We start from the raw sequence: 19226 nt of genomic DNA, 5'->3' as shown, positions 1-19226 counted from the left end.
CACAGACAGACAGCAAGAGATTCCCCCATGATCGAAAACTCCCTCTGGCATCCCGTGGCCCAGGCCCACGAAGTTGTCGATGCGCCGCTGGGCGTGCAACTGCTGGACCAGCCCCTGGTGCTGTGGCGCGATCCGCAAGGCCAGGTCCGCGTCTTCGTGGACCGCTGCCCGCACCGTGGCGCACGCCTGTCCATGGGCCGTGTCGAGAACGGCCACCTTGAATGCCCCTACCACGGCTGGCAGTTCGCCGACAGCGGCCAGTGCGTCAAGGTGCCGGCCCTGCCCAGCTTCACGCCCCCGCCCTCGCAGTGCGTGAAGGCCTTCGAGGCACAGGAAGCCTACGGCCTGGTCTGGGTGCGGCTGGCCACGGGCGAGGAGCTCTCGGCTGTTCCGGCCCTGGCGGCCCTGGCGGCACTGCCAGCGTTTGAAGCCGAGGCGGACGCGCACCTGCGCAAGCTCAACTGCGGCCCCTACGACGTGGCCGCCAGCGCGCCGCGCATCATCGAGAACTTCCTGGACATGTCGCACTTCGGCTTTGTCCACGAAGGCTGGCTGGGCAGCCGCGACGCCACGGCCATCGAAGCCTATGCCGTGGAGACCACGCCCACGGGCGTGCTGGCCACGGGCTGCAAGGCCGTGCAGCCGCAGTCCAACCTGCACTCCACCAGCGCGGCCGAGGTCGAGTACACCTACGAAGTCACGGCGCCCTATGCCGCCGTGCTGACCAAGCTGCCCGAATCCGGCACCACCCGGGCCGGATGGCGCGAGTCCATCGCCCTGTTCATCTGCCCCGTCACGCCCGAGACCAGCCGCGTCTGGTTCCGGCTGGCCGTGGCAGACTTCGATTCGCCCGACGCCCAGCTACAGGAATTCCAGCACACCATCTTCTGCCAGGACCAGCCCGTGCTGGAGTCGCAGCAGCCCAAGTGCCTGCCGCTGGACCCGCGCGCCGAAATGCACTCTGCGGCCGACCGCATGTCGTCCGCCTACCGCCGCTACCTCCGGGCCAGCGGCATCACCTTCGGAGTCTGCTGATGCACACCGTACCCGCCGTGGATGCCGCGCATCTGCCCCAATTGCTCCAGGCCATGCCCAAGGCCGAGCTGCACATGCACATCGAAGGCTCGCTGGAGCCCGAGCTGATCTTCGCGCTGGCCCAGCGCAACGGCGTGAAGCTGCCCTATGCCAGCGTGGAAGACCTGCGCCGCGCCTATGCCTTCACCGATCTGCAAAGCTTTCTGGACATCTACTACGCCGGCGCCAGCGTGCTGCTGTACGAGCAGGATTTCTACGACATGGGCCGCGCCTACCTGGCGCGCGCCGCGCAAGACAACGTGGTCCATGCCGAGATCTTCTTCGACCCCCAGACCCACACCCAGCGCGGCGTGGGCATGGAGACCGTGATCAACGGCCTGTACCGCGCCTGCCGCGATGCGGAGATAGAGCAGGGCATCTCGTCGGCGCTGATCCTGAGCTTTCTGCGCCACCTCAGCGAGGAGGACGCCTTCGCCACGCTGGAGGCCGCGCTGCCGCTGCGCGACCGCTTCATCGGCGTGGGGCTGGACAGCAGCGAGGTCGGCAACCCGCCCGAGAAGTTCGCCCGCGTGTTCGCGCGCTGCCGCGAGCTGGGCCTGCACCTGGTCGCGCATGCGGGCGAGGAGGGGCCTCCCGCCTATATCTGGGGCGCGCTGGACGTGCTGCATTCCGAGCGCATAGACCACGGCGTGCAGGCCGCGCGAGACGAGGCCCTGATGCAGCGCCTGGTGCGCGACGGCGTGCCGTTGACCGTCTGCCCGCTGTCCAACCTCAAGCTGTGCGTGGTGCCCGACCTGGCGCAGCACAACCTGCCGCAACTGCTGGAGGCGGGTCTCAAGGTCACGGTCAATTCCGATGATCCGGCCTACTTCGGCGGCTACGTGAACGAGAACTACCTGCAGCTGTTCGCCGCCACGGGCATGAACTCGCAGCAGGCCTGGCAGCTGGCGGTCAACAGCTTTGACGCCAGCTTCGTCACGCCCCAGCAGCGCGCCCACTGGATGCGCCAGCTGGAGGCCGTGTTCGCCAAGTACGCAGCCCTGGCCTGAGTCCGCTCAGGCCAGCGCCTTCCTGAGGCGCTCGGCATGCTCTTGCAGCGCCTGCATGCCGGGCTCCTTGCGCGGCCAGCCCAGGCCCACGCCGTCGCCCTCGTGGCGCGGCAGCACATGCAGGTGGAAGTGGAAGACGGTCTGCCCGCCCGCTGCGCCGTTGGCCTGGAACAGGCTGATGCCTTCGGGGTCGAACGCTGACTGCACGGCCTGCGCCACGCGCTGGGCCGTGCGCATCACGGCGCCGGCCTCGTCGGGCGTGAGGTCCAGCAGGGTCACGGCATGGCGCTTGCTGGCCACCAGCACATGGCCGGGATTGACCTGGCCGATGTCCATGAAGGCGATGGTCTGCTCGTCCTCGAACACCTTGGCGGACGGGATCTCGCCCGCCACGAGGCGGCAGAAGATGCACTGGCCCGGGGGCGAGGTATCGACGAACATCGGCATGGTCTTGTACTCCTTGGTGGTTGCTGGGGGTTGGAATTTGCCGACGATCTTAGAGCGTGTTAAGCACTTTTAAGTACCCGCGTTGGTTCTGCGCGCTGGTGATCGCAAGGCGCAGTGCGCCGCCAAGGCTGGAGCCTTGGCAAGCGCTGCAACGCCGCGAGCGCCTGCGCGCAGAGCCAACCCTTCGGGAAAGCCGGGAAATGGGCCCGGCCCTTCGTTGCAGCACACTTGCGGTATGGCAACCGCGGCGCGCGCTGCGCCTCGTTCCGGGCCCATTTCCCGGCTTTCGCGGGCACTTAAAAGTGCATAACACGCTCTAGTAGACGGTATCTGCCGCCCCTTATGGAGGCCATAAGCGCAGGCCCAGGCAGCCCCCGGGGCCGCTGCCTATAATCGCGCCCCGCACCGGCCGCTGCCCACGGCAGGTGCGTTTTCATTTCCGGGCCATGTAGAGGAACACCATGTACAAAAACCTCGCAGCCGCAGTCGCGGCCGCAAGTCTTGTATCCACGGCCTTGTCCCAAGGCCATCCCGCCCCTTCATCCCCCGCAGGTTCCACGCCCCTCAAGGCGGCCTTCGTCTATCTGACGCCCGTGCTCGACGCCGGCTGGACGCGCCAGCACGACGAGGGCCGGCGCGCATTGCAGGCGGCCCTGGGCCCGCGCGTGCAGACCCGCGCCGTGGACAGCGTGCCCGAGGGCCCCGACGCCGAGCGCGTGCTGCGCGACCTGGCCGCCAGCGGCAACCAACTGATCTTCACCACCAGCTTCGGCTACACCGAGTCCGTGATGCGCGTGGCGCGCGACTTCCCGCAGGTGAAGTTCGAGTCGGTCACGGGCTTCAAGCGCGCCGACAACGTGGCCACCTCGAATGCGCGCTACTACGAGGGCCGCTATCTGTCGGGCATTGCCGCAGGCCGTGCCAGCAAGACGGGCGTGGCCGGCTTCGTGGTCGGCTTTCCGATTCCCGAGGTGCTGCAAGGCATCAACGCCTTCACGCTGGGCATGCGCTCGGTCAATCCCAAGGCCACGGTCAAGGTGGTCTGGCTGGATACCTGGTTCGACCCGCCGCGCGAGCGCGATGCGGCCATGGCACTGTTCAACGGCGGCGTGGACGTGGTGTCCTTCCAGGTCGCATCCACCGCCGTGATGCAGGCCGCCCAGGAGCGCGGCCGCATGGCGATTGCCTACCACTCCGACATGCGCAAGGACGGGCCCGACGCCCAGTTGCTGGCTGTCACCCACCAGTGGGGCGACTACTACACGGCGCGCGCCAAAGCGGTGCTGGACGGTAGCTGGAAGAGCCAGGACACCTGGGGCGGCGTGCGCGAGGGCATGATCCGCGTGGAAGGCTTCGGCCCCAGGCTGCCGCCCGCCGTGCGCGAGGAAGTGCTGCAGCGCCAAAAGGACATGGCCCAGGGCCGCCTGCAGCCCTTCAAGGCCGGCGACCAGCCGGTGCGCGACAACCAGGGCCAGGTGCGCATTTCAGCCGGCAAGCAGCTGGACGATGCGCAGATCCTGCAGATGAACTGGCTGGTGGAAGGCGTGCAGGCCACCCTGCCCAAGTGAGGTGGGACCCCTGGCTGCCGCCCTGGCGTAAACCCTAGGGTGGCGCCTGCCGATGGCGCCTATAGCGCTGCGGATATGGCATCTGCCTGTCCGCCCGCTAAGCTTGGCGGCATGCAAATCTACCGTTCCTCATTGCTGCGTTTTGCCAACGATGGCCAGGCGCTCTACGACGAAGATGGCCTGCTGGCCGTCGCCCCGGATGACAAGGGGCAGCAGCGCGTGGTCGCCGCCGGCAGCTGGCAGGCGCTGCAGGCGCAGTTCACCGGACAGCCGGGCGCCGAAGTCACCCATCTGCCGGGCCGCATCCTGGCGCCAGGCTTCATCGACCTGCACATCCACTATCCGCAGACCGATGTGATCGGCGCGCCCGCCGCAGGCCTGCTGCCCTGGCTGGAGAAATACACCTTCCCTCATGAGTCGGCCTTCTGCGAACGCGCGCATGCCGACAGCGTGGCCGAGTTCTTCCTGGACGAGCTGCAGCGCAACGGCGTGACCACGGCGCTGGCCTTTGCCACCTCGCACCCGGGGTCGGTCGATGCGCTCATGGGCGCGTCGCAGGCGCGCGGCATGCGCATGATCACGGGCAAGGTGCTGCAGGACCGCCACAGCCCCGACGGCGTGCGCGACCAGACCGAGCAAAGCCTGATCGACACCGAAAACCTGATCCAGCGCTGGCATGGCGTGGACCGCCTGGGCTACGCCATCACGCCGCGCTTTGCCCCCACCAGCACGCATGAGCAGCTGCGCGGCGCGGGCGAGCTGGCCGCACGCTACGCCGATGTCTGGATCCAGTCCCATGTGGCCGAGAACCTGGACGAGGTGCGCTGGGTGGCCGAACTCTTTCCGAAGGCCCGCAGCTATCTGTCGGTCTACGACGACTTCGGCCTGATGCGCGAGCGCGCCGTCTACGCGCACTGCATCCACCTGGACGACGAGGACCGCGCCCTGATGCGTGAACGCAGCACCGCTGCGGCCGTCAGCCCCACCAGCAACCTGTTCCTGGGCAGCGGCTTCTTCGACTTTGCGCGGGCCGATGCCGCGCAGTTCCTCTACGGCCTGGCCAGCGACGTGGGCGGCGGCATGAGCTTCAGCCCTTTCCGCACCATGCAGGCCGCCTATGTGGCGGGCCGCGAGGGCCAGACCAAGCAGGGCCTGAGCCTGTCGCCCGGCAATCTGTGGTGGCAGCACACGGCGGGCGCGGCGCGCGCATTGGGGCTGGCCGGCCAGGTGGGTAATCTGCAGCCGGGCTGCGAGGCCGACTTCGTGGTCATCAACCCGGCCTGCACGCCGCTGCTCGAGCGCAAGACCCGCCAGGCGGGGAGCCTGGACGAGCTGCTGTTCGCCATGATCATCCTGGGCGATGACCGCCTGATAGAGCGCACCGTCGTTTCTCAAGCAAAATAGCGCCTTTGCACCAGTGCCCGGCCGGGTGCTGGCGCCTGACAAGGACAGCTAGGGAACGAGGAATTGCCATGAGCATCAAGAGCGACAAGTGGATCCGTCGCATGGCCGAGGATCACGGCATGATCGAGCCTTTCGAGCCGGCCCAGGTTCGCAACGTCGATGGCCGCAAGATCATCAGCTACGGCACCAGCAGCTATGGCTACGACATCCGCTGCGCACCCGAATTCAAGGTGTTCACCAACATCCACAGCACCGTGGTGGACCCCAAGAACTTCGATGAAAAGAGCTTCGTCGATTTCGAGGGCGACAGCTGCATCATCCCGCCCAATAGCTTCGCGCTGGCGCGCACGGTCGAGTACTTCCGCATCCCGCGCAACGTGCTGACCATCTGCCTGGGCAAAAGCACCTACGCGCGCTGCGGCATCATCGTCAACGTCACGCCCTTCGAGCCCGAATGGGAAGGCTATGTGACGCTGGAGTTCTCCAACACCACGCCGCTGCCCGCCCGCATCTATGCCGGCGAGGGCTGCGCCCAGGTGCTGTTCTTCGAGAGCGATCCCGACGATGTCTGCGAGGTCAGCTACCGCGACCGTGGCGGCAAGTACCAGGGCCAGGTGGGCGTGACGCTTCCCAAGGCCTGACGGCTTTGGCCCGGAAGACAAGGCCCGCAGCGAAAGCTGCGGGCCTTTTTCATCGCTGGGCCGTCCCAAGATGAAAAGCGGCCCCCTCGGGGGGCAGCGGACCTTGCGCAGCAAGGGTAGCGTGGGGGTCATTCTTCATCGCCGGGCCGCCCCAAGATGAAAAGCGGCCCCCTTGGGGAGCGTGGGGGTCATTCTTCATTCCACCAGCGCCGGTGCGGTGTCGATGCGCGAATGCGCACCGCAGCTCTCGCGCCGTGCGGCGGCAGCCGTGGCCATGAGCCAGCAGACATCGAGCTGGTTGCGCAGCGCATGGCCTGCGGCAGGTGCCAGCCTTTCCCGCCATGCCGCAATGCGCTGCACGGCCTGTGCCAGGCCCTGGTCGCTGCGCTGTATGCCCACGCAGTCCTGCATGAGCTGGCGCAACTCCTGCGCGATGGCGGCCGTGTCCTGCTCCTGTGCGCCGGCCTGCAGGGTTTCGGTCGGCCGGGCCGGCGCCGGGGCAGCAGCCGGCTGCTGCGCGATGGCCCGGGCGGCCGCGCGGCCCATCACCACGCATTCGAGCAGCGAATTGCTGGCCAGCCGGTTGGCGCCGTGCAGTCCGGTGCGCGCCACCTCGCCGATGGCGCGCAGGCCATCGACATCCGTGCGCCCGTCGATATCGGCCAGCACGCCGCCGCAGGCGTAGTGGGCGCAGGGGGCCACGGGAATCGGCTGCGTCGCAATGTCGATGCCATGGCTGGCGCACAGGGCCATCACGCCCGGGAAATGCGACTGCAGCCAGGCGCGGGGCCTGTGGCTGATGTCCAGGTGCACGAAGGCCAGGCCATGGCGGTCCATCTCGTGCCGGATGGCCCGGGCCACGATGTCGCGCGGCGCCAGTTCGGCCCGCTCGTCATGGGCAGGCATGAAGCGCGTGCCGTCCGGCAGGCGCAGCAGGGCGCCTTCTCCACGCAATGCCTCGGAGACCAGGCCGGCCGCGCGGCCGCCCACCTGCAGGGCCGTGGGATGGAACTGCATGAACTCCAGATCACCCACGCGGCAGCCCGCGCGCCAGGCCATGGCCACGCCATCGCCCGTGGCGGTGGCCGGGTTGGTGGTGGCTGGATAGACCTGCCCCAGCCCGCCCGTGGCCAGCACGGTATGCGCGGCATGCCAGCGCTGCTGGCGGCCATCGGGCAGGCGCACCAGCGCGCCTGTGCAGTGCGCAGGCTGTCCTTCGGTCAGCAGGTCCAGCGCGCTGGTGTGTTCATGCAAATCGATGTTCGCGCGCTCGCGGCAGGCGCGCAGCAGGGCGGCGTGCACGGCCTGGCCGGTGCAGTCGGCGGCATGCACGATGCGGCGGCGGCCGTGGCCGCCCTCGCGCGTGAGGTGCAGGCCACCGCTGTCGTCGCGCGTGAAAGGCACGCCGTGGGCCACCAGCCAATCGATGGCGTCGGGCGCCTGCTCGAGGATGGCGCGCACGGCCTGTGCATCGCACTGGCCTGCGCCCGCGACCAGGGTGTCTGCCACGTGGTCGTCGATGCTGTCCTGTGCATCCAGCACGGCGGCAATGCCGCCCTGGGCCCAGGCGCTGGCACATTCCTCGGCCGCGCCCTTGCTGAGCAGGGCCACGCGCAGATGCGGCGGCAGCGACAGGGCGGCGGCCATGCCGGCCAGGCCGGCGCCGATGATGAGTACGTCTGTGCAAGGCTGTGTCATGGCGCTGTCCTCAGGCGGGACCGAAGTGCTGGAAGAGCGCCGCATCGCGCGCAAGGTCGCCGCTGGCGCGCACGGGCTGGCGGTGGCCGGCCGCGAAAGCCAGCATGCGTTCGATGGGCCGGCGCGCGGCCTGGGCGATGGCGGGATCCACCTCGATGGCGCACAGGCCCTGCTCCAGGGCCAGCTCCACGCCCTGCAGGCTGTTCATCGCCATCCACGGGCACATGGCGCAGCTCTTGCAGGTGGCGCCCTGGCCGGCCGTGGGCGCGGGCAGGAAGGTCTTGCCCGGGTAGCGCATGCGCATGTCGTGCAGGATGCCCTGGTCGGTGGCGACGATGAAGGTGTCGGTGGGCAGCCGGCCAGCCGCGTTGATGAGCTGGGTGGTGGAGCCCACCACGTCCGCCTGGGCGGCCACGGCGGCCGGCGACTCGGGATGCACGAGGATGGCGGCCTGCGGATACTCCAGTGCCATGGCGGCCAGTTCGTCGGCCTTGAACTCGTCATGGACCAGGCAGGAGCCATGCCACAGCAGCATGTCGGCGCCGGTCTGGCGCTGGATGTGGGCGCCCAGGTGGCGGTCGGGAGCCCAGAGGATTTTCTCGCCGCAGGCGTGCAGGTGGGCCACGATGTCCTGTCCCACCGACGATGTGACCACCCAGTCGGCGCGCGCCTTCACCGCCGCGCTGGTATTGGCGTAGACCACGACCGTGCGGTCCGGGTGGGCGTCGCAAAAGGCGCTGAACTCGTCTGCCGGGCAGCCCAGGTCCAGCGAGCAGCTGGCGTCGTCGTCTGGCATGAGCACGCGCTTTTCCGGGCTGAGGATCTTGGCGGTCTCTCCCATGAAGCGCACGCCGGCCACGACCAGGGTGCTGGCCGGGTGCTGGGCGCCGAAGCGCGCCATCTCCAGCGAATCGCCCACGCAGCCGCCGGTCTCGCGCGCCAGGTCCTGCAGTTCGCCATCCACGTAGTAGTGGGCCACGAGCACGGCATCGCGCTCGTGCAGCAGGGCGCGTATGCGCTCGGTGGTCCGAAGGCGCTGGGCGCGGTCCAGTTCAGGGGGAATGCGGGCCCATGCCTCGCCGATGCCGCACTGGCCGGCGTGGGAGAAATGGGGCTTGTCGTACTGCACGGATTTGAGCTGCATGGTGGCCGTCCGGGACTGTGGAAAAGGTCTGGTGATGGCTGCGAATAATATGCTCAATTTGAGTATTAGTGTGATGTTTTTTCCCGCACTGGTGTTTTGCGGCAGGCGGCAAGCCGAGGGGGCAGAAAGCGGCGCGGGGCCGTCTCAGCGCTGAAGCTGCACGTTGTTGCGGCCTGCGCCCTTGGCCTCGTACAGCGCTTCGTCGCCACGGCGCAGCATGGCGGCGGCCGTGTCCGTGGTGCCGCGCAGCGTGGCCACGCCCACGCTGGCGGTGACGGGCTCGCCGTGGGCCATGGGCGTGGAGGCCAGCAGTTCGCGCAGTTGCTCTGCAATGGCCACGGCCGCGTCGGCCGTGGTGTCGGGCAGCAGGGCCAGGAATTCCTCGCCCCCCATGCGGGCCAGCACGTCGGACTCGCGCAGCCGCATGCGGAAGGCGCGCGCCAGGGTGCGCAGCACGGCGTCGCCCATGTCATGGCCATGCTGGTCGTTGATGCGCTTGAAGTGGTCCACGTCGATGACGAGCACGCTCAAGGGGCGGCCGCTGCGGCGCGCCAGCGCCATGGCGAAGTCCAGCTGGAAATCGAAGCCCCGGCGGTTGAGCAGGCCCGTGAGCGGATCGCTGCGCGCCTGGTGCTCCAGCTCGGCATTGGCCTGCTGCAGCTGCAGGGTGCGCTCGCGCACCTGGCGCTCCATGGCCTCGTTGGCCGAGCGCAGCTGGGCAATGCTGCCGCGCAGCGCCTGCGAGAGGCGGTGCACTTCGCGGCTGCTGTGCAGCTGCGGAATGTCCGGCGCCGCGCCGCTGCCATCGATGCCGTTGGCCGCGCGGGCCAGGCGCTTGAGGTCCTGGCTGAGCCTTCGTGCCACCAGCCAGGCGATGACGGCGGCCACCAGCGCCGCCGCCAGGCCGCCGGCCAGCACCTGGTGCATGGCCTGGCGCGCGGGCGCATAGGCGCTGTCGTGCGGCTGGCGGGCCACGATGTGCCAGCCCATGGCCGTCACCCGGTTGTGGGCCTGCAGTGGCACGGTGGCCGTCAGAAAGCTCTGCGGGCTGTCCTGCCAGCGCGCCACCTGCACGGGCAGCAGCGTGGCATCGGACGTATCGGCAGACACGGTATGGGCCACCGGCAGGCGCTGGTCCAGCGCCTGCAGCGGCTCCAGGCTGTCGCCCGGGGCGTGGATGATCTTGCCGTGGCGGTCAAAGATGAAGAGGCCGATCTGGCGATCCCCGCTGTCGGCCTGCTGCAAGGTCTGCATGGTCTCTCGCACCCATTCCCAGCTGCTGTGCATGCACAGCACGCCCTGCGTGAGTCCGCCCACGCGGATGGGCGCTGCAAAGTCCATGAACCGGCGCGGCGCGCCGTCGGCCGGGGGCGCAAGCAGCGCGGCCATGCGCGGCGAAGAGGCACGCACGTCGCCCACATGCACGCGCTGCAGCCCCGGCTCGAACCAGGGCCGGTCGCTGACATCGTGGCCCACCAGCAACTGGTCGGTGGCGCTGCGCACCGTGCCTTCGGCGTCGGCCACGCCTATCCAGAGGTTGGACGGCGTCAGCGAACGGGCGCGGTTGAGCAGCGCTCCCACGCCCGGGGAATCCAGCCCTTGCACCCACAGCTCCGGCGAAGCGGCCAGCACCTCCACGGTATGGGCACGGCTGAACAGCCCTTCAGACAACTGCCGCGCCGCGTTGGAGGCCATGGCATGCAGCGAGGCGCTGACCTCGCGCTCCATGCGCCAGCGCAGCAGTTCGCCGAAGGCCAGTGACATCAGCACCGTCACGCCCACCAGCAGCGAGCCGAAGACCAGGGCCAGTTGCGTGCGCAGGCCCAGGCGCTGCCAGCGGCCGGGCTCGGTGCTTGGGGGCGGGGCGGGGGAATCCGGGGGGGAAAGCTCGTTCAACGCAGAAATCCGTCGTCAACTGTTCTGAAGCGCAGCCCGGCGCATTGCCAGGCGGGTGGCCGCAAGGTCCCAGCCCCCCCATCCGCAGGATTTGAACAGCACCGGCACCTGCGGGCGCAGCCATTGCTCGCGCACCACCTGCTCCAGCGTGGGCAGGGCGGCCACGTCCATGCCCGCCTGCAGCAGATCACCGGCTTCGTGCAGCGCATCTGCGGTATCGACGACGACGCGGCCCGCCTGCGCAAGGCCCAGGCACAGGCTGGGCGCCAGCTCCACCATCTGCGGCGTGAAGGCGCCCACGGCCGAGACAAAGGCATCGGCGCGCGGGGCTGCATGCAGCACCACGGCGCGGGCCGGCGTGCAGGTCACGATCAGCGGGCAATGGCGCGCGGCGGCCTCCAGATCCTGCACGGCACTGGCCTGCAGGCCCATGGCATGCGCCTGGCTGACCAGTGACTGGGCGCTCTCGGCGCTGCGCGATGCCACCTGGACCTCGCGCACGCCCAGGCCTGCTGCAAAGGCCTGCATATGGGCCAGGCCCTGCACGCCGGCGCCCACGATCAGCAGCGGGCCCTGCGGATTGGGAGCCAGCCTTTGCGCGGCCAGCAGCGATACGGCGGCCGTGCGCCGCGCCGTGACCGTGGGGCCGTCCAGGATCAGGCGGCGCTCGCCCGTGGCCACATCGAAGACCACCACATCGCCCTGGATGGTGGCGCGCGGCGTGCCGGCATTGCCGGGCGTGAGGCTGATCAGCTTGGTCATGGCCACCTGCCCATCGGTGGCGGGCATGCAAAACAGGCTGCCTCCTGCGGGCAGTGGCATCACGATGCGCGGCGGCACCTGCACTGCCCGGGGCTGCAGCAGTACAGCCGCGATCTCTTCGGCCAGCTCCTTCCAGGGCAGCAGGGCGGCGGTGGCCTGCGCGTCTAGGGCGGCGGAGGAGTGCGTGCTGGAATGGCTCATGGCCGCGACTGTACACAGTAGGCGCGCGCAGGCCAATGCGCGATGTGTCCGGTGGTGCACCCAGGCCCGCGCGGGCCTGCGCAGGCACTACGATGTCGCCTATGTCACAAAAGCCTTCTTATCCGCGCGAGGAGCCCAGCTGGGACGGTTCGGCGCGGCCCGAAGCTCCCCGCAAGGAATCGGCCCCGCGCTACGAGCAGCAGCGGCGCGGGCCCGCGCCCGAACCGTGGCAGCGCGAGGAGCCTCCCAGCGAACAGGCACCTGCGCCCCGCAGGCCCGGCGAGCCTGCACGCGAGCGGCGCAGGCGCGGCGGATGGGGGCTGGGCCTGGCGGTCGTCGTCGGCCTGTGCATCGTCGCCGCGCTGCTGGCCGGCATGGTGCTGGTGGCGCGCGAGCAGGTACTGCGCAGCCAGGCGCCGCCCGTCACTGCCCCCATGGCGGCGCAGCCCGTGCGCTGATACACGCCGTATCATTGCCGGGACTGCGGACGCTGCGGCCCCGCAGGTTCCGACGTAATATCGCCGCCCGATGCTGCAGGCCGCAGCACAGATCCAGGAGCGAACACCATGAGATGGGAAGGCAACCGCGAGTCGGACAATGTGGAGGACCGCCGTGATGACGGTGGTGGTGGCGGTGGTGGTCCCGTCTTTGGCGGGCGCAGCATAGGCATCGGCACCATCGTCATCGCCCTGGTCGGTGGCTGGGTGCTGGGCATCAATCCGCTGACCATCCTGGGGGCGCTCAGCGGCGGCGCGCCGGTGCAGGTGCAGCAGCCCCAGGGGCCGGCCCACAAGCCGCCGGCCGACGACCAGCTCGCCCGCTTCGTCTCCACCGTGCTGGCCGATACCGAGGATGTGTGGCGCGAGGTGTTCCGCCAGGGCGGCGCCCAATATGCCGATCCCAAGCTCGTGCTGTTCCGCGGCGCCACGCCCACGGCCTGCGGCACGGGGCAGTCCGCCATGGGGCCGTTCTACTGCCCTGCCGACCAGAAGGTCTATATCGACCTGGGCTTCTATGAGACGCTCAAGAACCAGCTGGGCGCGCCCGGCGATTTCGCCCAGGCCTATGTGATTGCCCACGAGGTGGGCCACCACGTGCAGAACCTGCTGGGCATCAGCGCTCAGGTGGACCGTGCGCGGGGCCGCGTCAGCAAGGTCGAATACAACCATCTGTCGGTCAAGCTGGAGCTGCAGGCCGATTGCCTGGCCGGCGTCTGGGCGAACCGCGCGCAAAGCGCACGCCAGATCCTGGAGCAGGGCGATGTGGAGTCGGCCATGAATGCCGCTTCCAAGATCGGCGACGACGCCCTGCAGCGCGCCGGTGGCGGCGCCGTCGTGCCCGACAGCTTCACGCATGGCACCAGTGCCCAGCGCCAGCGCTGGTTCAGCACCGGTCTGCGCACCGGCAGCGTCAAGTCCTGCGACACTTTCTCGGCCGCTTCGCTTTGAAAAATGCCCCCCGAGGGGCGCTTTCCCATCTCGAGGCGGCGGCCCGGCGATGAAAAAAATGCCCGCATAGCGGGCCCTCGTACCGGGTTTTTGCGGGTTGCGCTCACGCAACGCCATGCTTGTCCAGGTGCCAATTGGCGTTATTGCAACGCACAAATCGCGCTAGGTGCGACAATAGCGTCCTCAATGACAAGCTCTTTCTCCAATCTCCAACTGGCCGAGTCCCTGGCGCGCGCCGTGGCCGACATGGGCTACGAGTCCATGACGCCCATCCAGGCGCAGGCCATTCCGGTTGTTCTGACCGGCAAGGATGTCATGGGCGCAGCCCAGACCGGCACGGGCAAGACGGCAGCGTTCTCGCTGCCATTGCTGCAGCGGCTGATGCGCCACGAAAATGCCTCCGCTTCGCCTGCACGGCACCCCGTGCGGGCGTTGGTGCTTTTGCCCACGCGCGAACTGGCGGACCAGGTGGCTCAGCAGATCGCCCAGTACGCCAAGTACACCAAGCTGCGCAGCACCGTGGTGTTCGGTGGCATGGACATGAAACCGCAGACGCTGGAACTGAAAAAGGGCGTCGAGGTGCTGGTGGCCACGCCGGGCCGGCTGCTTGACCATATCGAAGCCAAGAACGTGGTGCTCAACCAGGTCGAGTACGTGGTGCTCGACGAGGCGGACCGCATGCTGGACATCGGCTTCCTGCCCGACCTGCAGCGCATCCTGTCCCATCTGCCCAAGACACGCACCACCTTGCTGTTCAGCGCCACCTTCTCGCCCGAGATCAAGCGCCTGGCCGGCAGCTACCTGCAAGACCCCGTCACCATCGAAGTGGCCCGTCCCAACGAGACGGCGTCCACGGTGGAGCAGCGCTTCTACAGCGTCAGCGACGACGACAAGCGCTATGCGCTGCGTTCGCTGCTCAAGCAGCGCGAGATCCGCCAGGCCTTCGTCTTTTCCAACAGCAAGCTGGGCTGCGCCCGCCTGACGCGGGCGCTGGAGCGCGACGGTTTGCGCGCAACGGCGCTGCACGGCGACAAGAGCCAGGACGAGCGCCTGAAGGCGCTTGAAGCCTTCAAGCGCGGCGAGGTCGATCTGCTGGTGTGTACCGATGTCGCGGCCCGCGGCCTGGACATCAAGGACGTGCCGGCCGTCTTCAACTACGACGTGCCCTTCAACGCCGAAGACTATGTGCACCGCATCGGCCGCACGGGCCGCGCAGGCGCCTCCGGCATTGCCGTGACCCTGGTGACCAGCCACGATGCGCGCCTGGTGGGCGAGATCGAGAAGCTCATCAAGAAGAAGATCAACGTCGAAACCTGCCCCATGGAAGATTTCCGCGGCAGCGCACCGCGTGGTCACCGTTTCGACGAGTTGCCGCGCCAAGGCGCTGGCGGCGGGTACGGTCGTGAACGGGATCGCGGTGGCGAGCGTGGCGATCGCGGTGCCGATGCAGCACGGGGCAGCACGGGCTTCGGCCATCGCGGCTCGCGCATGGCCCAGCGCCCGGCGCATTCCGACCCCTTCTTCGACAAGCCCTATGAGCCTTCGGCCAGCGCCGACGCCAACTGGGAAAGCCAGCGCGCTGCGCCCAAGGCCGGCGGCAACATCAAGCCCAAGCGCAAGCTGGCGGCGCTGTTCAAGGCACCGGTCGCGCCCGCCGCGCCCGTCGCCACCTCCGAGGTCTGAGCGCCGCACACGCGGCCTGCTTCCCGAATAACGCCTGCCTTGCAGGCGTTTTTTCATGGGTGCACGGGCTGCTCCCGATCAGCCTGGGGCCTGGGCCTGCGGGCAATCCACCTGGATCAGCTCCCTGTCCGCCAGATGGTCGCCGAAGCGCATCATGCTCAGGCAGCCACCCCAGACGCAGCCCGTGTCCAGCGCCACCAGATCGGGCCGGTTGATATGGCCCAGCGTGGACCAGTGGCCAAAGGCAATGGGCACGCCCGCCGTGGCGCGGCCCGGCACATCGAACCAGGGCATGAGTCCTGGCGCCGCCTGCTCTGCCGACTCCGTGCTGTCGAAATCCATGACCCCCTGAGCGCTGCAAAAACGCAGCCGGGTCAGCGCGTTGACGATGACACGCAGCCGTTCCCAGCCCTGCAGATCCGGCGACCAGCGATCGGGCTGGTTGCCGTACATGGCTTGCAGGAAATCCGGCAATTGCGCGCTGCGAAGTACCGTGTGCACCTCGCCTGCAAGGTCCATCACTTCCTGGGCGGTCCACTGCGGCAGCACGCCTGCGTGGACCATCAGCAGCTCATCGCCATGCACCGTGCGGTGGCTGCGCGCCAGCGGCTGCTGTCGCAGCCAGTCCAGCAGCTGGTCACGATCGGGCGCTTGCAGCACCTGGGCCAAGGTGTCGCGGCGGCTGTTGCGGCGCACGCCGTGGGCGGCGGCCAGCAGGTGCAGGTCATGGTTGCCCAGCAGGGCCCGCATGGAGTCGCCGGCGGCCATGCAGGTGCGCAGTACCTTGTCCGATGCCGGGCCGCGATTCACCAGGTCGCCGAGGATGTACAAGGTATCGCGGCTGGCGGAGAAATCCACGCGTTGCAGCAGGCGCTCAAAGGCGTCGTGGCATCCCTGGATATCACCGATACAGTAAAGTGCCATGGTCTTCTTTCTGATATACGAACCATGGATTTTCTGCTGATCGCGTTGCTTACGCTGCTCAATGGGGTGTTTGCAATGTCCGAATTGGCACTGGCCTCCAGCCGCAAGGCTCGGTTGGTGGCACTGGCTGAAACAGGCGACAAGGGGGCGGTGGCGGCACTGGCCTTGCTCGACGACCCCACGCAATTTCTTTCTTCGGTGCAGGTGGGCATCACCTCCATCGGCCTGCTCAACGGTATCCTGGGTGAGGCGGCCTTCAGCGACGGACTGGCCGCATGGCTGCTGGGCCTGGGCGTTCCAGAGCGCGCAGCCAGCATTTCGGCAACGGCAGTCGTCGTGACCGTGATCACCTTCGTCACCATCGTTTTCGGCGAGCTGGTGCCCAAGCGCATCGGCCAGCTCTATCCCGAAACCGTGGCCATCGTGGTCTCGCGGCCCATGACGTGGGTGGCGTCGGCAGCCAAGCCTTTTGTGCGGCTGCTGGCCTTCTCCACCCGCGCCATGCTGACCTTGCTGCGCATCAATGAATCGGCGGCACGCTCCGTGACCGAGGAGGAGATCGCGGCCAGCCTTGCCGAGGGCCGCGATGCCGGCGTCATCGAGGCCAGCGAACACCAGATGGTGCAGAACGTCTTCCATCTCGATGACCGCTCGCTGACGTCGATCATGGTGCCGCGCGGCGATGTGCAATGGCTGGATGCCGACATGACCGTCACCGAGGCATTGCAGGCCTCGGCCGATGACCACGCAAAGGGCGGCCATTCCTGGTATCCGGTGTGCCGCAATTCCCTTGATGACGTGGTCGGCATCATCAGCGTGGCGCGCCTGCTGGCATTGGGTCCCGATGCGGCGGGCTCCACGCTCTACGAGCATGTGCTGCCGGCCTCGTTCCTGCCCGAGACGCTCAGCGCCATGGAACTGCTGGAGCAATTGCGTGCCCGATCCGGGCGCATGGTGTTCGTGGTGGATGAATATGGCGTGGTGCAGGGCATCATGACGCCGCGCGATTTGCTGGAGGCGATTACCGGCGAGTTACAGCCTGTGACCGAAACGGAAGCATGGGCCATGCAGCGTGGGGATGGCTCCTGGTTATTGGACGGGCTGATGCCCATATCGGAGCTGAAGGCGCGCCTCGATATTCGTGACCTGCCCGATGAGCACCGTGGCCGATACAACACCGTTGCCGGCCTTCTCATGGCGGAAAGCGGTCATTTGCCGGTTCTGGGAGAGCGGATCAGCTGCGCGGGCTGGATCTTCGAGGTGATTGATCTCGATGGCAAACGCATTGACAAGGTGCTTGCCATTTCGGAATTATCCGAAGGGTCCTCGCTGCAATAGGCAACTGCGATATTGTGGATTTTGCTTACATGCGTCTTGCCCTGTAGGGCGATTATGTTTTTATAATGAAAGCTCTTAAACAACTTTCAAGGCGCACACCATGAGCTCTTACAAGGAATTGCTGAAGCAGCGACAGGAACTGGAGCAACAGATCCAGGAAGCGCGCAAGCGTGAACTGTCTGACGCCGTGGGCAAGGTTCGCAATTTGATTGCCGAATATGGCCTGACTGCGGATGACGTCTTTCCTTCGGCTCGTGGTCGCGGCAATGCGGGTGCAACGGGCACCAAGGTGGCGCCCAAGTACCGTGATCCCGCCACTGGCCAGACCTGGACCGGACGCGGCAAGCCGCCGAAGTGGATTCAGAATCAGGACCGCGAAAAGTTCGTCATCTGATTTTTCCATCGCGCATGTTGAAAGAGCCCGCCTTGTGCGGGCTTTTTTCATTGGCACGGCCATTTGTCAAAAATTGACTCGGTTGAGAATGACTATCATGCGCTGTGCAAAGCGTGGGCCTGTGCACGGACATTGCGCGGCGGCGATGCCAGGGTCGATTTCTGGCGGTAACGCAAAATGCACGGTGCCAGTGATGCACCTTGCGGCAGTTTGGAGCATGCGAGGTGGGTGTTTCCGGGTCTTGGCGTCTCAACGCATGGCGGATGCATGCGTGTTTCAGACAAATCCGATGATTTTTTGATTTTCTTCAGTGGTGGCCGACTTGAATATCCAGGCACCAGCCACCATGGGCGAAGGCAGGGGCACAATACGCGCATGAACAAGCAGGTGTTGATTGCCGGCGGCGGCATTGGTGGCCTGGCTGCCGCGATTGGTGCATCGCGGGCGGGTTGGGAAGTGCGTCTTTTCGAACAGGCACGCGTGCTCAGCGAAGTGGGGGCTGGAATCCAGCTGGGGCCGAATGTGGTGCGCCGCCTGCAGGCCTGGGGCCTGCAAAAGCCGCTGCAGCAGGTGGTGGCGCTGCCGGACAGCCTGCGGGTGCGCAGCGCCGCCACAGGGCAGGAACTGGGGCACATGCCTCTGGGCAGCGAGGCCGTGCATCGCTACGGCGCTGCTTACGCCACCATCCACCGGGCCGATCTGCAGCAGCTGCTGAAGGAGGCCGCTCAGACTTATCCGGGCATGCACCTGAACCTGGGCCAGCCCATTGAAGGCTTTTCCGAAACGGACGGCGTGGTCACCGTGCGAACCCGGGCCGGCAAGCTGATCGAAGGCGATGCCCTGGTCGCCGCCGACGGCGTGCGCAGCGTCCTGCGCCAGCAGCTGCTGGGCGACGGCCCGCCTCGTGTCACCGGGCACCTGGCCTACCGCGCCCTGGTGCACCAGGCCCAGTTGCCCAAGCGGCTGCGTGCCACTGATGTCACGGCCTGGCTGGGCTCGCGCATGCATGCCATCCAGTACCCCGTGCGCCGGGGCGAGCTGCAGAACCTGGTGGTCATCGTCCAGGGCCCGGCGCCCGAGGACCTGGCGAACTGGGACCACGCGGGCAATCTCGATGATCTGGTGCGGGTGCTGCAGGGCAGTTGCCCCCAGCTGCTGGACCTGGTCCAGCATGTGCCTGCAGCCGGTGGCGACTGGCGCCTGTGGCCGGTGGGGGATCGCCCGCCTGTGCAATCGGCCGCGCAGATGGCGCGCGGCGTGGTGGCCTTGCTGGGCGATGCCGCCCATCCCATGCGCCCCTATCTGGCCCAGGGCGCCGGCATGGCGATTGAAGATGCAGCCGAGCTGCAGCGCGCCCTGTCCATGCACGATCTCGACGTCAACATGCGCCTGCGCCGCTACGCGCTCAATCGCTGGCAGCGCAATGCGCGCGTGCAGGCGCGCTCGCAGCGCAATGGCCGCATCTTCCATGCCACGGGTCCGGTGCGCTGGGGGCGTGACCTGTCGCTGCGCCTGCTGGGCTCCCGGCTGATGGATCTGCCCTGGCTGTACCGTGGCGATGGCTCGGCCGCCAACGCCTTGTAGAGGCACAGAC

At 67.7% G+C, this 19226-nt stretch carries 17 protein-coding genes; 11 read left to right on the top strand and 6 right to left on the bottom strand.

Annotated elements, in window-relative coordinates; genetic code table 11:
* The first annotated feature begins 27 nt into the window (after positions 1-27).
* Both ACF8NF_RS25420 and ACF8NF_RS25415 read left to right on the top strand, forming a co-directional pair.
* Positions 28-1035: an aromatic ring-hydroxylating dioxygenase subunit alpha gene (locus ACF8NF_RS25420; protein WP_209670836.1), complete on the top strand. Its 1008-nt coding sequence runs from the start codon at positions 28-30 to the stop codon at positions 1033-1035.
* Positions 1035-2084: an adenosine deaminase gene (locus tag ACF8NF_RS25415; protein ID WP_043790736.1), complete on the top strand. Its 1050-nt coding sequence runs from the start codon at positions 1035-1037 to the stop codon at positions 2082-2084. The genes ACF8NF_RS25420 and ACF8NF_RS25415 overlap by 1 nt, the downstream gene beginning before the upstream one ends.
* Before the next feature lie 6 nt (positions 2085-2090).
* On the opposite strand, the gene ACF8NF_RS25410 is transcribed toward ACF8NF_RS25415, so the two are convergent.
* A complete protein-coding gene (locus tag ACF8NF_RS25410) occupies positions 2091-2531 on the bottom strand; it encodes an HIT family protein (protein ID WP_016452613.1) in 441 nt (146 codons plus the stop codon).
* 461 nt (positions 2532-2992) lie between these two features.
* Between ACF8NF_RS25410 and ACF8NF_RS25405 the strand changes: the two genes are divergently transcribed.
* The 3 genes from ACF8NF_RS25405 (at position 2993) to dcd (ending at position 6144) form a co-directional block, all read left to right on the top strand.
* A complete protein-coding gene (locus ACF8NF_RS25405) occupies positions 2993-4099 on the top strand; it encodes a BMP family ABC transporter substrate-binding protein (RefSeq protein WP_392451503.1) in 1107 nt (368 codons plus the stop codon).
* A gap of 111 nt (positions 4100-4210) precedes the next feature.
* Positions 4211-5503 (top strand): guanine deaminase, encoded by a 1293-nt coding sequence (gene guaD, locus ACF8NF_RS25400; protein WP_392451502.1) that lies wholly within the window; start codon positions 4211-4213, stop codon positions 5501-5503.
* Positions 5504-5571: 68 nt separating this feature from the next.
* Positions 5572-6144 carry a dCTP deaminase gene (gene dcd / locus ACF8NF_RS25395; protein ID WP_013803686.1) on the top strand — a complete coding sequence of 191 codons (573 nt, stop codon included), beginning with the start codon at positions 5572-5574 and terminating at the stop codon, positions 6142-6144.
* Between the two features lie 195 nt (positions 6145-6339).
* Here the strand turns inward: dcd and nadB are convergent, their stop codons facing one another.
* The 4 genes from nadB to ACF8NF_RS25375 form a co-directional block, all read right to left on the bottom strand.
* A complete protein-coding gene (nadB, locus tag ACF8NF_RS25390) occupies positions 6340-7842 on the bottom strand; it encodes an L-aspartate oxidase (protein ID WP_203399832.1) in 1503 nt (500 codons plus the stop codon).
* 10 nt (positions 7843-7852) lie between these two features.
* Complete coding sequence (gene nadA, locus ACF8NF_RS25385) at positions 7853-8986, bottom strand: quinolinate synthase NadA (protein ID WP_312840146.1); 1134 nt, start codon at positions 8984-8986, stop codon at positions 7853-7855.
* A gap of 144 nt (positions 8987-9130) precedes the next feature.
* Positions 9131-10882: a sensor domain-containing diguanylate cyclase gene (locus tag ACF8NF_RS25380; protein ID WP_016449011.1), complete on the bottom strand. Its 1752-nt coding sequence runs from the start codon at positions 10880-10882 to the stop codon at positions 9131-9133.
* 15 nt (positions 10883-10897) lie between these two features.
* Complete coding sequence (locus ACF8NF_RS25375; RefSeq protein ID WP_154835113.1) at positions 10898-11845, bottom strand: delta(1)-pyrroline-2-carboxylate reductase family protein; 948 nt, start codon at positions 11843-11845, stop codon at positions 10898-10900.
* A 101-nt stretch (positions 11846-11946) separates the two neighbouring features.
* Here ACF8NF_RS25375 and ACF8NF_RS25370 point away from each other — a divergent pair, with 101 nt between their 5' ends.
* From ACF8NF_RS25370 to ACF8NF_RS25360, 3 genes are all read left to right on the top strand, one after another.
* Positions 11947-12303 (top strand): hypothetical protein, encoded by a 357-nt coding sequence (locus ACF8NF_RS25370; protein ID WP_392451501.1) that lies wholly within the window; start codon positions 11947-11949, stop codon positions 12301-12303.
* Between the two features lie 108 nt (positions 12304-12411).
* The gene (locus tag ACF8NF_RS25365) at positions 12412-13293 is read left to right on the top strand and encodes a neutral zinc metallopeptidase (RefSeq protein ID WP_016449008.1); all 882 of its coding nucleotides are present in this window, start codon (positions 12412-12414) and stop codon (positions 13291-13293) included.
* Between the two features lie 186 nt (positions 13294-13479).
* Positions 13480-14976, top strand: a complete 1497-nt coding sequence (locus ACF8NF_RS25360) for a DEAD/DEAH box helicase (RefSeq protein WP_016449007.1) — start codon at positions 13480-13482, stop codon at positions 14974-14976.
* 78 nt (positions 14977-15054) lie between these two features.
* On the opposite strand, the gene ACF8NF_RS25355 is transcribed toward ACF8NF_RS25360, so the two are convergent.
* Positions 15055-15900 carry a symmetrical bis(5'-nucleosyl)-tetraphosphatase gene (locus tag ACF8NF_RS25355; RefSeq protein ID WP_016449006.1) on the bottom strand — a complete coding sequence of 282 codons (846 nt, stop codon included), beginning with the start codon at positions 15898-15900 and terminating at the stop codon, positions 15055-15057.
* Positions 15901-15924: 24 nt separating this feature from the next.
* Here ACF8NF_RS25355 and ACF8NF_RS25350 point away from each other — a divergent pair, with 24 nt between their 5' ends.
* The 3 genes from ACF8NF_RS25350 to ACF8NF_RS25340 all read left to right on the top strand — a co-directional run bounded on the left by ACF8NF_RS25350 (position 15925) and on the right by ACF8NF_RS25340 (position 19216).
* Complete coding sequence (locus ACF8NF_RS25350) at positions 15925-17238, top strand: hemolysin family protein (RefSeq protein ID WP_392451500.1); 1314 nt, start codon at positions 15925-15927, stop codon at positions 17236-17238.
* A gap of 100 nt (positions 17239-17338) precedes the next feature.
* Positions 17339-17632: an H-NS histone family protein gene (locus ACF8NF_RS25345; protein ID WP_016449004.1), complete on the top strand. Its 294-nt coding sequence runs from the start codon at positions 17339-17341 to the stop codon at positions 17630-17632.
* 375 nt (positions 17633-18007) lie between these two features.
* Positions 18008-19216 carry an FAD-dependent monooxygenase gene (locus ACF8NF_RS25340; RefSeq protein WP_392451499.1) on the top strand — a complete coding sequence of 403 codons (1209 nt, stop codon included), beginning with the start codon at positions 18008-18010 and terminating at the stop codon, positions 19214-19216.
* Positions 19217-19226 lie beyond the last annotated feature (10 nt).

The organism is Delftia sp. WSY_22, from assembly GCF_043104185.1.
In the GTDB taxonomy this organism is placed as follows: domain Bacteria; phylum Pseudomonadota; class Gammaproteobacteria; order Burkholderiales; family Burkholderiaceae_C; genus Comamonas; species Comamonas tsuruhatensis.
This window is presented reverse-complemented; position numbering and strand designations above follow the sequence as displayed.